The organism is Pseudomonas sp. MONT-RG-20F-20-E-7-02 (assembly GCF_022662395.1).
In the GTDB taxonomy this organism is placed as follows: domain Bacteria; phylum Pseudomonadota; class Gammaproteobacteria; order Pseudomonadales; family Pseudomonadaceae; genus Aquipseudomonas.
On sequence record NZ_JAKNQN010000004.1, the window covers coordinates 397,539 to 410,971 of the forward strand.

Below are 13,433 nucleotides of genomic sequence, written 5' to 3' on the forward strand. Positions count from 1 at the left end.
TACACCTCAACTCATCGAGGTCCGTGAGAACCCCGCCTTTTCCTGGCGGGGTTTTGCTTTTTTGTGCAGAAAAAAGGAGTCTGCCTGAATCATGACCGCACCTTCCATCATTCTTACCCGTCTTGACGTGCAGCGTCTTGAGCAACTGATCGACCGCATGGACGAGACTCAGCCGGGTGTTGTCGCGCTGCAAGCCGAGCTCGACCGTGCCGAACAAGTGGTTGGCCACGAGGAAGTGCCTGCAAGTGTCGTGACCATGAATTCCCGCGTGCATTGCCGTGAGCAAGGCAGCGGCAAGGACTACCACCTGACCCTGGTTTACCCCAAGGACGCGAATGCCGACGAAGGCAAGATCTCGATCCTTGCGCCGGTGGGCAGCGCGCTGCTCGGCCTGCAAGTGGGCCAGCACATCGACTGGCCGGCGCCGGGCGGCAAAACCCTCAAGCTGGAATTGCTCAGCGTTGAAGGCCAGCCCAAAGATGGCGGCGCTTTCGCGCTTTAAATCTGGCTCAGTGCCGCATTCAGCGACAACTCCAGCTCAGCCTTGTAGCGCAGGTACAAGTTACTTGGGCTTTGCACATCACCGAGCAGGCCGGACAGGTCCAGGTCGGTGATGTAGCAGCGGTAGCGCTCGGTTTCCCGGCGCTGCCCGACGATTTCCTGGGCGACCACTGCAAACAGTTGATCGCCGAACTCCAACTCTGAAAACTCCCGTTGATTACAGTACAGCGTGATGCCGACCTGGCCGGGTGCGGCCTTGCCGATAATCGCCTGCACGTCATAAAACGGCTTGTTGGCGGGATTCTGAGGGGCTGGCCGTGGCTCGATGCCACGTGCGCGATGGCTGCCGGACGGCAACAGTTGGTAATACAAGGTTTGCACTTCGCCTAACGGCTGGTGCGTGTCCAGCGGCGAGAGCGCTTCGCGGCGATAGATGATCGACTGCAGAAAACGCTGCAACGGCGCCAACAGGCTTTGTTCGTCATGGAACGGCAAGCGTTGCTGCCACAGCGCGTTGAATTCATCCAGCACATACAACTCGGCGAAGCCTTCATTGACCCGGTAGAACACCTGCACACAATCGGCCAGGCCCATCGGCAACAGCAGCGCGAGGTCGTGGTCTTCCAGGGCCATGGCGTCCAGGTGCAACGGGCTGTAGCTGGCCAGTTCTTCGCTGAGGTAGGCGATCAGCGCATCCTGGGTCGGCAGTGACACATGGGTGGCCTGGCCCGGCATCAGTTCCATCACGTGGTAGTGCTGCTGCACTTGAAGCAAGTAGCGGTGATTGCCCTGGCCCAGCAGCAGGTTCTGCGCGGTGTCGAAGATTTCCTCTACGCGCTGGGCAATGAACTGCGCACGGTTGTGACAGAAACAACGCACCCGCAGGCGTGGCAAGTGGTCCGGCGGTAGCTGGTTGAGGTAGTCGCGCAGGCAATCGAGCAGCGCGTGGGGGCCGTCGTAGCGGCTGACCAGCACCTCGTTCCAACTGTTGAGCGTGACCTGATCCAGGGTCAATACCAGGTTGTCGCGCACACCGGCGTAGCTCAAGGAGTCGGTGCGCTCGGTGGTCATCAGGATATTCAGGTCGCGGTGATGCTTGAGCGGGTCGACGCCGACGTTGATCAGTAGCAGCACTTCTTCCGGCACCGCCGAGCGCAATAAACGCTCTTCATCGACGCTGGCCAAGGGCAGGGCGATGGTCTGTTGCAGGCTGCCCAACAGGTTGAACAGCTCGAATTCGGTCATGTCGCTGACGCCCGGGTGCAGCGCCAGGCGAGTGCTGCTGTCGATCACGCCGTTGCGGTGGCACCAGGTGAGCATTTCCAACAGGTCGCGGCTGCGCTTGATCGGTGCGAAGTGCTCCCACTCCAGCGCCGTGAGGTTGCCGTTGTACAGGCCCCAATGGTGTTGGCCGGGCTCTTTGCGGTTGGGCGATTGCACCAGGGTCAGGGTGTCTTCGGCCAAATCCGGGGCGATGCCGGGGTTAATGAACTCGACCTTGCCGGCCTTGCGTTCGAACGCCGCATACAGGCGCCGGCCAAGCACGTTGAGGTCGCGTTTGTTGATCAGGCTGACGGTCTGCTCGGTGCGGGCGAACTGAGTGAGGAAGCGGTAGCTGTAATTGAGCTCATTGACCAGTGCACGGCGCTCGGAGGCGACCTGGCGCACTTTCCACTGGCTGCGGCTGTCCAGCAAGGCCAGTTGGCGTTGGTCCCAACCCCATTCATGGGCCAGGCGCTCCAGCAACAGCCGCTGCCAGCTTGTGCCGCGTTGGCCGGCGCTGAGCTTGCGGTTGACCTTCAGGTACAGCGCGCGCCTTACAAGTTCCAGGCGTTCCGGCTCGTTGCGCGCCTTGAGGTATTCCTCGATGCGGCGGTAGACCACGATGTACGGGTCCAGCTCATCCAGGTCCATCTGGTTGGCAAACACCGCACGCTTGAAGCGCAGGCTCAGGCAATGCACGTTCGGGTGCTCGCTGGCGTAGACCTCAGTCAGCAGCAGCTTGAGCACCGATTTGTAAGGCGACTCGATGCCCTTGAACAGTTGCCACAGCCCGGCGCCGATGAACTCGCCTGGCGGAATGTGAGCCAGGTGGCCCAGGTCCAGGGTTTCATCGGCGCGGATAAAACGCTTAGAAATCAGCGCATGGGTGAATTCGGCGTAGCGGGTTTCTTCGTACACCGGTACCAGCCACCAAATCGGCGTGCGCCCGGCCAGCCAGATGGCGGTGCGGTAGAACTCATCCAGTAACAAATAATGCTGGGTGGTGCCGCAATCGTCGGAGCTCAGTTGCGTGTCGCGCTCACCGAGTACAAAGCGCGTCGGCTCGATCAGGAAAAAGTGCGCCTCGGCGCCCATGCTCAAGGCCCAGGCTTCCAGCAACTGGCACTTTTTGCGCAGCTCGGCCAGTTCGGTGTCGCCAAGGTTCGGCGCGTGGCACACCCACACGTCCATGTCGCTCTGATCCGCCTGGGCCAGGGTGCCGAGGCTGCCCATCAGGAACAGGCCGTGGATCGGCCGGGGTGGGTTGCCATGACGTGGCTTGTAGGAGAACGAGCGGGTCAGGCGCTGGGCTTCGGTAAGCGCCTGGGCGTCGGGCTCGAAGTTCGACAGACCTGCGGGCGTACTGCCCGAGACATAGCCTGGCAGCAACGGATGATTGACGTGGAAAAACAGCGGCAACAGGGTCAGCACGCTTTGCTGGCGAGGCGTCAGCCCCTCGACGGCCCGGGCCATGCGGCCTGCATTGAGGGCCATGAACCGCGCGCGCAGCTGGGCCAGCACCTTGCGGTCGATGCCTTCGTCCAGGTCGGGGCGGATTTCGTGGGTGCGGGTCATTTCTAGGTCGTTGGCTCGCAGAGCCCGACGTGGGCGGCCGTGTAGGAGTTTACAGCCAGAAGCGTAGGAGGTTTAGAGGGAAAGGGTTATTGACGTCAGAATTTTGTGTCTTCCACAGCAACGCCCTCGGAATCCGCAGAAGGCGGACTCCATGGGCGGGATCAGGTGTCAGGCAGCTTCTTTGGTGGTGGCGGTGGTCAGAATGGTCAGCAGGGTTTGGGCTTGCTCGGCAGCGTCACGACCAAGGCTGGTCAGGTAGCCCCCGTCTGGCTGGTCGATAAGGCCTTTCGCATGGAGGCGCTTGGCAGCGGCGATGGCAGTGGGGGCGGCGGTCTGGTGGACTTTCAGACCTTCCTTGGTGCTGTCCAAGGGAAAGAGTACAAGGATTTCCAGTTCGGCAACCAACTCAGGGGTATACGACATAAGGACTCCAGACTTTCTAAAATTTATTAGAGGCTAGCAGGGCATAAGGTGAACGCACTTTGCCGGGCTGTCCAGTGAGAAAGTCGTGGGTCTTGATATGGCGCAGGTTTGTGGCGAGGAAGCAGGCTTCCAGGCCACAAAGGTACTGGATTCAGTCGTTTTCGGGCGGCAGCTCGGGCAGTGCCCGCAGTGCGGTTTCGTACCATTCGGTATCGAAGGCGCGATCTTCTTCGAGCATTTTGTCGATCTCCACGGCCAGCACGTGGGCCATGAGGTTCAAGATGTCATCACGCTCATAACCGACCAGGGTCAGCTTGTTGAAGGTGGCCTTGGCCGCAGGTGGGTTGTCGCTTTCGATCTGGTTTTCGATGGCCTGGGTCAGCGTACTTTCGGTGAACTCTTCTTCGTCGTTGTCGATATCGGTTGGCTCGCTCATGGCGGGGCTCCTCAAGGAAAGGGCGCCAGTCTACGCCCATTCAGGCGGGTGATGCTGCTGGTCAGGTCGGGTTCGACGCTCTATAACTTCTGCAGCCAACCCCACACCCGGCCTGGAGGCATTCGCGATGCTCAAGCTTTACGGATTTTCGGTCAGCAACTACTACAACATGGTCAAACTGGCGCTGCTGGAGAAAGGTTTGCCGTTTGAAGAGGTGCCATTTTACGCAGGCCAGACCCCGCAAGCCCTGGCCGTCAGCCCGCGCGGCAAAGTGCCGGTGCTGGGCGTCAAACAAGGGTTTATCAACGAAACCAGCGTGATCCTTGAGTACCTCGAACACACCCAGGAAGGCCCGTCACTGCTGCCCGCCGAGCCTTTCCAGCGTGCGCAGGTGCTGGCGCTGTGCAGGGAGATCGAGTTGTACATCGAATTGCCCGCCCGCGCGTGTTTCGCCGAGGCGTTCTTCGCAATGCCGGTGCCGGAGGCGATCAAGGAAAAATCCAGGGCCGAGTTGCTGTTGGGGATAGGTTCCTTGGGGCGACACGGCAAGTTTGCGCCGTACGTGGCGGGGGAGAACTTTACGATTGCCGATCTGTATTTCATGTACAGCGTGAACCTCGCCTGTGCAGTGGGCGAGAAGCTGTTTGGCCTGGATTTGCTGGCTGAGTTGCCGAAGGCCAAAGCGTTGCTGGAGCGCTTGCACGAGATGCCTAACGCCAAGAGGGTTGCGGCGGACAGGGAGGCAGCGATGCCGGCGTTTATGGCGATGATTGCGGCCAAGAAGTAGAAAATTTGGCGGCCGGAATGACGCCATCGCGGGCAAGCCCGCTCCCGCATTTTGAAGGGTGAACCCATTCAAGTGTGGGAGCTGGCTTGCCTGCGATGCTTTTAGCCTTTAGCGGCTGGCGAGCAGTTCCTGGCCACGCACCACGGCTGCCTTGACCTGCGCCGGCGCTGTGCCGCCCACGTGGTTGCGGGCATTTACCGAGCCTTCCAGGGTCAGCACGGCGAATACGTCCTGCTCGATCTGGTCGCTGAACTGGCGCAGTTCTTCCAGGCTCATTTCCGCCAGGTCCTTGCCGGTATCTACGCCGTACTTCACGGCATGGCCGACGATTTCGTGGCAGTCACGGAACGGCAGGCCACGGCGCACCAGGTAGTCCGCCAAATCGGTCGCGGTGGAGAACCCGCGCAGCGCCGCTTCACGCATGATCGCGTGCTTGGGCTTGATCGCCGGGATCATGTCGGCAAACGCACGCAGCGAATCACGCAGCGTGTCGGCGGCGTCGAACAGCGGCTCTTTGTCTTCCTGGTTGTCCTTGTTGTAGGCCAGCGGTTGGCCCTTCATCAAGGTCAGCAGGCCCATCAGCGCGCCGAACACACGGCCGCTTTTGCCACGTACCAGCTCGGGCACGTCGGGGTTTTTCTTTTGCGGCATGATCGAGCTGCCGGTGCAGAAGCGGTCCGGCAGGTCGATGAACTGGAACTGCGCACTGGTCCACAGCACCAGCTCTTCGGAGAAGCGCGACAAGTGCATCATCGCGATGCTGGCCGCGGCGCAGAATTCGATGGCGAAGTCACGGTCCGACACGCCGTCCAGGGAGTTGCCGCCCACCGCGTCGAAACCCAACAGTTGTGCGGTGTACTCGCGGTCGATCGGGTAAGTGGTGCCGGCCAGCGCAGCGCTGCCCAGCGGCATGCGGTTGGCGCGCTTGCGGCAATCCACCAGGCGCTCGTAGTCGCGGCTGAGCATTTCGAACCAGGCCAGCAGGTGGTGGCCGAACGTCACAGGCTGTGCGGTTTGCAGGTGGGTGAAGCCGGGCATGATGGTGCCGGACTCACGCTCGGCCTGCTCCAGCAAACCTTTTTGCAGGCGCGTGATTTCGCCCAGGATCAGGTCGATTTCATCGCGCAGCCACAGGCGGATATCGGTGGCCACCTGGTCGTTACGGCTGCGACCGGTGTGCAGTTTCTTGCCGGTCACACCGATGCGGTCGGTGAGGCGCGCCTCGATGTTCATGTGCACGTCTTCCAGATCGACGCGCCAGTCGAACGTGCCGGCCTCGATCTCACCGCGAATGGTGGTCAGGCCATCGATGATGCTGTCGCGCTCGGCGTCGGTCAGCACGCCGACCTTGGCCAGCATCGTGGCGTGGGCGATCGAGCCCATGATGTCGTGGCGGTACAGGCGCTGGTCGAAAGTGACGGAGGCGGTGAAGCGCGCGACGAAGGCGTCGACGGGTTCACTGAAGCGGCCGCCCCAGGACTGGTTGGTCTTGTCGGTGCTCATGGATTCGCTCGTGATCTGCTTAAAAGAGGCGTGGAGGTGTGCCGCCGATAATAACAGGGTTGCCCGTGGAGGCGGTGCTGCGGGTGGTCGGCATTTTTATTTGTGCGAAGGATGGCTAAGTGCCTTGCCGCCGAACGCGTCCAGGACGAGACTGGAGGCAGGGGCTTATTGAAACGATATTTGTCGATTGAGCAATGTCGTCTCAGCCAGCGTCTACAGTTGGACTGATAGTGTGGGAATGCACCAAAGTCGGGTGATGCGGTCATAGCCCAGACTATCCATTAAAAAAGGGGGGTATTCGGATTGTGTATCAGCAAACCCTACGACGATGCCCGCAGGCAGCAGGTCTTGGGCGCTATTGAACAGGTCCGGGTAAATATGGGTGCCGCTCTCAGGGCACTTTTTGCCGCTCGCGCTAGTCTTAGCGTGGATCGCTGTGACGCAAGTCACCGCACCTGTCTACGCTATCCTTGTGCGAGACTCACGCAGGAATCCAGCGCAATATGAATGTCCTGATCGTTGATGACGAACCCCAAGCCCGCGAGCGACTGAGCCGTCTGGTCAGTGAACTCGAGGGTTATACAGTCCTTGAACCGAGCGCCACCAACGGCGAGGAGGCGTTGACGCTGATCGACAGCCTCAAGCCGGATGTGGTGTTGCTCGATATTCGCCTGCCAGGCCTTGATGGCTTGCAAGTGGCCGCCCGCCTGAGCGAGCGAGAATCGCCGCCTGCCGTGGTGTTATGCGCAGCTCAAGAAGAGTTTTCTGCGCAGACGCTCGAAGACAGCGGTGTCAGCTTTGTCGCCAAGCCGGCGACCGCCGAGGCGCTGCTCAAGGCCCTGAAAAAAGCCGAGCGCCCCAACCGCGTCCAGCTCGCCGCGCTGACCCAGCCGGCGGCGCAAAGTGGCAACGGGCCGCGTAGCCATATCAGCGCGCGGACCCGCAAAGGTATCGAGCTGATTCCCCTGAGCCAGGTGGTCTATTTTATCGCTGACCACAAGTACGTGACCCTGCGTCACGAGACTGGCGAAGTCTTGCTCGATGAGCCGCTCAAGGCCCTTGAAGATGAATTCGGCGACCGCTTTGTGCGCATCCACCGCAACGCGCTGGTAGCTCGCGAGCGAATAGAGCGCCTGCAGCGCACGCCCCTGGGGCACTTTCAGTTGTTCCTGAAAGGGCTCAATGGCGACGCCTTGATCGTCAGCCGCCGCCACGTTGCCGGTGTGCGCAAGATGATGCAGCAGCTTTAGCCCAAGGGCTTTGGCGAGGCCTGCAGCTTTATCCCGGTGCGATGCGGCCAGGGAGGCCCCGCACTTGCTGATTCAAATCAAAGCGTATTTGCCTGAGCTGTTATTATCTGCCGTATCTATTCAGTACGGATTGATCCATGTCCTCTCGCGAAATCCGCATCGCCACCCGTAAAAGCGCTTTGGCCTTGTGGCAGGCCGAATACGTAAAAGCACGTCTTGAGCAGGCCCATCCGGGTCTCAAAGTGTCTCTTGTGCCCATGGTCAGTCGCGGCGACAAGCTGCTGGACTCGCCATTGTCGAAGATTGGCGGCAAGGGCCTGTTCGTCAAGGAACTGGAAACTGCGCTGCTTGAAAACGAAGCCGACATCGCCGTGCATTCGATGAAAGACGTGCCGATGGACTTCCCTGAAGGCCTGGGCCTGTATTGCATCTGTGAGCGTGAAGACCCGCGCGATGCGTTCGTTTCCAACGCTTACGCGTCGCTGGATGAGCTGCCGTTGGGCAGTATCGTCGGCACCTCGAGCCTGCGCCGCCAGGCGCAGTTGCTGACCCGGCGCCCAGACCTGCAAATCCGCTTTCTGCGTGGCAACGTCAACACTCGCCTGGCCAAGCTGGATGCCGGCGAATATGACGCGATTATCCTCGCAGCAGCCGGTTTGATTCGCCTCGGTTTCGAAGACCGGATCACCTCGGCCATCAGCGTCGAAGACAGCTTGCCCGCAGGCGGGCAGGGCGCAGTGGGCATTGAATGCCGCACCGCCGACAGTGAAATCCACGCCCTGCTCAAACCCCTTGATCACCAAGACACCGAGATCCGTGTAACGGCCGAACGCGCCTTGAACAAACACCTCAACGGTGGCTGTCAGGTGCCGATTGCCTGCTACGCCGTGCTCGAAGGTGAAAACCTTTGGCTGCGTGGTCTGGTCGGCGATCCGGCTGGCGGTACGCTGCTGACCGCCGAGGTGCGCGGGCCACAGCGTGACGCCACTGCCCTGGGTATCCAGGTGGCAGAGGAACTATTGGAAAAAGGCGCTGGCGCCATTCTGCAGAAAGTCTACGGCGAGGCCGGCCCGCAGTGACCGACTGGCGTGTGCTGCTGACGCGGCCTGCCGAGGAATCATCGGCCCTGGCCGCGACGTTGTCCGAAGCCGGCATTTTCAGCAGCAGCTTGCCTTTGCTGGACATCGAAGCCTTGCCGGTAACGGCCGAACAACACGCGGTTTTTCGTGACCTGAGCCGTTATAGCGCGGTCATTGTGGTCAGCAAACCCGCTGCGCGACTTGCTTTGCACCTGCTGGATCAGCCCTGGCCGCAGTTGCCGTGGTTCAGCGTCGGTGCCGCCACTGCGCAGGTTCTGGCCGACCACGGCCTTAACGTTCACTATCCGCCCAGTGGCGACGACAGCGAGGCCTTGCTTGCATTGCCGGCCTTGCGCGAGGCTATCGCACGCCCCGGTGCCCGTGTGCTGATCCTGCGTGGCGAGGGTGGGCGGGAGCTGCTGGCTGAGCGTTTACGCGAGCAAGGTGCTAGTGTCGACTATCTGGAGTTGTATCGTCGTCTCCTTCCGGCTTACGCCGCCGGGGCGTTGATGCAACGCATCCAGTTGGAACGCTTGAATGGCGTAGTGGTCAGCAGTGGGCAGGGTTTTTTGCACCTGCAAGCCCTGGCCGGCGAAGATTGGCCTGTGGTGGCGCAGCTGCCGTTGTTCGTGCCCAGCCCGCGGGTCTATGAAATGGCGCGGGCCGCTGGCGCAGAAAAAGTTGTGGATTGTCGCGGCGCGAGTGCCGCGGCTTTGTTAGTGGCGTTACGCAGCAGTGCCCTATGAGGCATGCCGCGCCCACTCTCTGATACGCAAAGGACGGATACGTGAGCGAAACAGCCTTGCCTAAAGATGAAGCCCAGCCCGTACTTGATGCGCCCGCTGAGTCACAGGTCACCGCGCCACGCCGTGGCAATGGCCTGGCAATCGTCGCCCTGCTGCTCGGGGCCGCGGGTGTTGCCGCCGGCGGTTGGGGTATCTGGCAGGTCCGCGCCCTGCAAGCCAGCAGCCAGCAGCAGCTGGGCCAGGTGCAGACCCTCGATGACCAAGCCCAATCACTCAAACAGAACCAGCAGCAGTTGACCGCTCGCCTGGCGCAGTTGCCTGCGGCGGATGAACTGGAAGACCGTCGCCGTCTGGTCGCGCAGTTACAGGGTGATCAGCAGCGCCTCAGCCAGCGTCTGGAAACGGTGCTGGGTGCCAGCCGCCAGGACTGGCGACTGGCTGAAGCCGAGCACCTGATCCGTCTGGCCAGCTTGCGCCTCTCGGCCCTGCAGGACATCAACAGCGCTCAGGCACTGGTCCAGGGCGCCGACGAAATTCTGCGCGAGCAGAGTGATCCGGGCGCCTATGCCGCGCGTGAGCAATTGGCCAAGAGCCTCGCCGCGCTGCGTAGTACCGAGCAGCCGGACCGTACCGGGCTGTACCTGCAACTGGCGGCATTGCGTGATCAGGTCGTGCAATTGGCGGCCATCGCGCCGGAATACCAGCTCACCGATCCGGCTGCCCAAGGTCGCCCGACCTCGGATACCGACAGCCGCTGGAGCCAGTGGTGGGAGCAGATCTCCCGCTACTTCCGCATCGACTTCAACCCTGACGACAACATTCGCCCGCTGCTCGCAGGCCAAGGCTTGAACCAGGTGCGCCTGGCCCTGAGCCTGGCCTTGGAGCAAGCCCAATGGGCTGCGCTCAATGGCGAAACGGCGGTGTACAGCCGCGCCTTGGGTGAGGCGCGCGGTGTGCTGCAGGACAACTTCAATCAGGACAACCCGCAGAGCAAGGCGATGCTGGCGCGTATTGCCGAGCTTGAGCCCAAGGCTGTCTCCGTGGCCACGCCGGACCTGGCTGCAAGTTTGGCCGCCGTGCAGGCCTACCTTGAGCGCCGTCATCTGTCTGCCGTTGAAGCCAAGGCGTCGGCGGGCACGCCGGCGACCAAGGAGTAGAGCCGATGAAGCGTTTCTATGTGATCCTGGTGCTGGCGATTGCCATCGCCCTGGCACTGGCCGTGGGCATTTCCAAGCACACCGGCTACGTGCTGATTACCTATCCGCATGTGTTGCATTACGAGTCGAGCTTGTGGGCGACGCTGGCGGCCGTGTTCATCGTCATCCTCGCGATCTACCTGATCCGCGTGCTGCTCGGCCTGGTGACCGCCTCCGGTGGCGTGGTCAACCCGTGGTCGCGGCGCAATCGTAGCCGGCGGGTACAGATCGCTATCGAGCAAGGCCAGATGGACCTCGCCGAAGGCCGCTGGGCCAGCGCCGAACGCCACCTGCACCGCGCCGCCGAGGCCGAGCGCCAGCCATTGCTGTACTACCTCGGCGCAGCACGCGCGGCCAATGAACAGGGCCGTTATGAAGAGTCTGACGGCTTGCTGGAGCGCGCACTTGAGCGCCAACCGCAGGCGGAACTGGCTGTCGCCTTGAGCCATGCGCAGTTGCAGATGGACCGTGGCGATACTGAAGGCGCCCTGGTCACCCTGCAGGCGATGCACGAGCGTCATCCCCATAACCCACAAGTACTGCGTCAGTTGCAGCGCCTGTATCAGCAGCGGGGCGACTGGTCGTCAGTGATTCGCCTGTTGCCGGAGTTGCGTAAGGACAAAGTCCTGCCGGCCGGCGAGCTGGCCGAGCTGGAGCGCCGTGCCTGGGGTGAAAACCTGGGCTTGGCTGCCCTGCGCGAAGAACAAGGCGAAGCGGGTTTGCAGGCGCTGGACCGGGCTTGGGAGCAACTGACTTCCGCTCAACGCCAGCAGCCGCAACTGGTGCTGGCGTACGCCGAGCAACTGCGTCGACTGGGCGCCGATACCAAGGCCGAGGAAGTACTGCGCGGCGCCATCAAGCGCGGTTATGACAGCCACCTGATCCGGCTTTACGGTTTGCTACGTGGCGCAGACCCGGCTCGGCAGTTGAAGTTTGCCGAGGGCTGGCTCAAGGATCATCCGGGGGATGCCAGCTTGTTGCTGACCCTGGGCCGCCTGTGTCTGCAAAACAGTTTGTGGGGCAAGGCGCGTGATTACCTGGAAAGCAGCCTGCAGGTGCAACGCAATCCCGAAGCCTGTGCCGAGCTGGCGCGTCTACTGGCCCAGCTGGGTGACACCGAGCGCAGTAACCAGTTGTTCCAGGAAGGCCTGGGGCTTTTGGACAGCCGTTTGCTGGCGTCGCCGTTGCCGGTACCTGCACGAGTTTGATGTAGGAAAGAGTGCGAGGGTTGGCTCAGACGTATCTGAGGGCCAACCCTCCATTGCCGTGCAAATACTCGGTCTAAAGCGCTACGTAATGAATTCCTACTGGTAGCTGCTCAAAGTCATCCAGGTTCTGACGGCATATCCTCATGCTCTCGCGGAATAGTCTGCGCTAGCGCGTATTGAAAGGAGTCGGGCCTTTCCTCTACCGTAACGGCCTATCTCTTGCGGTACGGATAACAATGTCTTTGGCCCCTTCACGCTCCTTGTTTCTCCTGGCGTTCATGGCTGGTGCGCTGACGTTGGGTGCGTCTTTTTATCTTGAGTATGGCGCGCTGCTCCGTCCGTGTTTCCTCTGCCAGGTGCAACGCATCTTTCTGGCAATTTTCACGTTGCTCAATCTGGTGGCTGTGTTTCACAGCCCAAAGCGCTCCATGGCCTACTTTTACGGCCTGGCGAGCATGGGCTGTGCGTTGCTCGGCGCTATCACGGCAGTGCGTCAGGTGCTGTTACAAAGTGTCGCACCTGAGCAGGCCGCCAATTGCTGGCCGAGCCTGCAATACATGATTGAAAACCTGTCGCTGTGGCAGGCCTTGCAGTCGACAGTCAAAGGCACTGTCGACTGCGTGGAGCTCAACTGGACACTGTTTGACCTGAGCCTCCCGGAGTGGAGCCTGTTGTTCTTCGTGGCGATGTTGATCCTGGGCGTTATGCAGTTTTCACCGCTGCTTTTCGCCCGCCGCTTGGGCCTGGCGAGGCAATAGAAGTACGTCGCAGTGTGTAGGACAGGATTAAACACTTGTATGAACTTTCTCTCCTGCGTACCTTGAAGCCATAGTCATGCGGGCATAATCTGGCCCGCACGCATTATCGAAACCGATTGTCAGATGCGGCCTTGTCCGGCTGCCGCTTTTATCCTTGAAGTGTTGCGCGGGCACAGAGCGGCAGCGCCCCCTATAGGGAAGAGAGATCATCATGCTGGAAAGTTGTCAGAATGCTCAGGAACGCTGGGGTGGGGTGCACAAGCTGATCGACAGCTGGTTGAAGGCACGTCACGAACTGGTTCGGGCCTTTGATGCTCTCGGCGCCAAGCCTGAGGCGCTGGCTGAGAATCGTGAACCGTTGCAGGAGTTCTGTGGTGTGTTGGTGGACTACGTGTCTGCCGGACATTTCGGTGTCTACGAGCAGCTGACAAAGGAAGCGCAAGCCTTTGATGATCAGCGAGGTCTGGACCTGGCAGAAACTATTTATCCGCGCATCGATGTCATCACGGAGAAGCTGCTGGAGTTCACAGACCTGTGTGATGCCGGCAAATGCGTTGCCGAAAAATTCAAAGAGCTGGGTGGCCTGTTACACGAGCGTTTCGAACTGGAAGACTGCCTGATCGAAGTGCTGCACAACGCCCACAAGGAAGAGGCCGCCACCCAGGCCTGACCCTCAGCGGTGAGATAAAAAAACGGTGCGCATTGCGC

At 61.0% G+C, this 13,433-nt stretch carries 13 protein-coding genes; 9 read left to right on the forward strand and 4 right to left on the reverse strand.

All coding sequences use genetic code 11. The features are described from left to right. Positions 1–91 precede the first annotated feature (91 nt). The gene (gene rnk / locus L8I05_RS14750) at positions 92–502 is read left to right on the forward strand and encodes a nucleoside diphosphate kinase regulator (protein ID WP_242169771.1); all 411 of its coding nucleotides are present in this window, start codon (positions 92–94) and stop codon (positions 500–502) included. Here rnk and L8I05_RS14755 read toward each other — a convergent pair. The 3 genes from L8I05_RS14755 to L8I05_RS14765 form a co-directional block, all read right to left on the reverse strand. Beyond that, on the reverse strand, positions 499–3,339 hold the full coding sequence (locus tag L8I05_RS14755) for a class I adenylate cyclase (RefSeq protein ID WP_242169773.1): 2,841 nt from the start codon (positions 3,337–3,339) through the stop codon (positions 499–501). The two genes, rnk and L8I05_RS14755, sit on opposite strands and share 4 nt — an antisense overlap. A 168-nt stretch (positions 3,340–3,507) precedes the next feature. After that, positions 3,508–3,762: a TIGR02647 family protein gene (locus tag L8I05_RS14760; RefSeq protein ID WP_010207442.1), complete on the reverse strand. Its 255-nt coding sequence runs from the start codon at positions 3,760–3,762 to the stop codon at positions 3,508–3,510. Positions 3,763–3,913: 151 nt separating this feature from the next. After that, on the reverse strand, positions 3,914–4,198 hold the full coding sequence (locus tag L8I05_RS14765) for a hypothetical protein (protein ID WP_058413803.1): 285 nt from the start codon (positions 4,196–4,198) through the stop codon (positions 3,914–3,916). Between the two features lie 127 nt (positions 4,199–4,325). On the opposite strand from L8I05_RS14765, the gene L8I05_RS14770 reads away from it, so the two are divergent. Beyond that, entirely contained in the window at positions 4,326–4,985 is a 660-nt protein-coding gene (locus tag L8I05_RS14770) for a glutathione S-transferase (protein ID WP_242169775.1), read from the forward strand. 108 nt (positions 4,986–5,093) lie between these two features. Here L8I05_RS14770 and argH read toward each other — a convergent pair whose 3' ends face one another. Continuing rightward, positions 5,094–6,488, reverse strand: a complete 1,395-nt coding sequence (argH, locus tag L8I05_RS14775; RefSeq protein WP_119737267.1) for an argininosuccinate lyase — start codon at positions 6,486–6,488, stop codon at positions 5,094–5,096. Positions 6,489–6,991: 503 nt separating this feature from the next. Between argH and L8I05_RS14780 the strand changes: the two genes are divergently transcribed. The 7 genes from L8I05_RS14780 (at position 6,992) to rsd (ending at position 13,395) form a co-directional block, all read left to right on the forward strand. Beyond that, entirely contained in the window at positions 6,992–7,738 is a 747-nt protein-coding gene (locus L8I05_RS14780; RefSeq protein ID WP_242169777.1) for a LytTR family DNA-binding domain-containing protein, read from the forward strand. Between the two features lie 137 nt (positions 7,739–7,875). Next, complete coding sequence (gene hemC / locus L8I05_RS14785) at positions 7,876–8,817, forward strand: hydroxymethylbilane synthase (RefSeq protein WP_177016666.1); 942 nt, start codon at positions 7,876–7,878, stop codon at positions 8,815–8,817. Further along, positions 8,814–9,563, forward strand: a complete 750-nt coding sequence (locus L8I05_RS14790; RefSeq protein ID WP_242169779.1) for a uroporphyrinogen-III synthase — start codon at positions 8,814–8,816, stop codon at positions 9,561–9,563. The genes hemC and L8I05_RS14790 overlap by 4 nt, the downstream gene beginning before the upstream one ends. Before the next feature lie 41 nt (positions 9,564–9,604). Continuing rightward, entirely contained in the window at positions 9,605–10,720 is a 1,116-nt protein-coding gene (locus L8I05_RS14795; RefSeq protein WP_242169781.1) for a uroporphyrinogen-III C-methyltransferase, read from the forward strand. Between the two features lie 5 nt (positions 10,721–10,725). Further along, complete coding sequence (locus tag L8I05_RS14800; protein WP_242169782.1) at positions 10,726–11,967, forward strand: heme biosynthesis protein HemY; 1,242 nt, start codon at positions 10,726–10,728, stop codon at positions 11,965–11,967. A 236-nt stretch (positions 11,968–12,203) separates the two neighbouring features. After that, positions 12,204–12,725 carry a disulfide bond formation protein B gene (locus L8I05_RS14805; RefSeq protein ID WP_242169785.1) on the forward strand — a complete coding sequence of 174 codons (522 nt, stop codon included), beginning with the start codon at positions 12,204–12,206 and terminating at the stop codon, positions 12,723–12,725. A 211-nt stretch (positions 12,726–12,936) separates the two neighbouring features. Then, positions 12,937–13,395, forward strand: a complete 459-nt coding sequence (gene rsd, locus L8I05_RS14810) for a sigma D regulator (RefSeq protein ID WP_177016663.1) — start codon at positions 12,937–12,939, stop codon at positions 13,393–13,395. The last annotated feature ends 38 nt before the right edge of the window (positions 13,396–13,433 follow it).

Coding starts and splice junctions, on each gene's coding strand:
- L8I05_RS14755 (WP_242169773.1), bottom strand. CDS start 3,339: ATGACCCGCACCCACGAAATCCGCCCCGACCTGGACGAAGGCATCGAC.
- hemC (WP_177016666.1), top strand. CDS start 7,876: ATGTCCTCTCGCGAAATCCGCATCGCCACCCGTAAAAGCGCTTTGGCC.
- L8I05_RS14765 (WP_058413803.1), bottom strand. CDS start 4,198: ATGAGCGAGCCAACCGATATCGACAACGACGAAGAAGAGTTCACCGAA.
- rsd (WP_177016663.1), top strand. CDS start 12,937: ATGCTGGAAAGTTGTCAGAATGCTCAGGAACGCTGGGGTGGGGTGCAC.
- rnk (WP_242169771.1), top strand. CDS start 92: ATGACCGCACCTTCCATCATTCTTACCCGTCTTGACGTGCAGCGTCTT.
- argH (WP_119737267.1), bottom strand. CDS start 6,488: ATGAGCACCGACAAGACCAACCAGTCCTGGGGCGGCCGCTTCAGTGAA.
- L8I05_RS14770 (WP_242169775.1), top strand. CDS start 4,326: ATGCTCAAGCTTTACGGATTTTCGGTCAGCAACTACTACAACATGGTC.
- L8I05_RS14805 (WP_242169785.1), top strand. CDS start 12,204: ATGTCTTTGGCCCCTTCACGCTCCTTGTTTCTCCTGGCGTTCATGGCT.
- L8I05_RS14760 (WP_010207442.1), bottom strand. CDS start 3,762: ATGTCGTATACCCCTGAGTTGGTTGCCGAACTGGAAATCCTTGTACTC.
- L8I05_RS14800 (WP_242169782.1), top strand. CDS start 10,726: ATGAAGCGTTTCTATGTGATCCTGGTGCTGGCGATTGCCATCGCCCTG.
- L8I05_RS14780 (WP_242169777.1), top strand. CDS start 6,992: ATGAATGTCCTGATCGTTGATGACGAACCCCAAGCCCGCGAGCGACTG.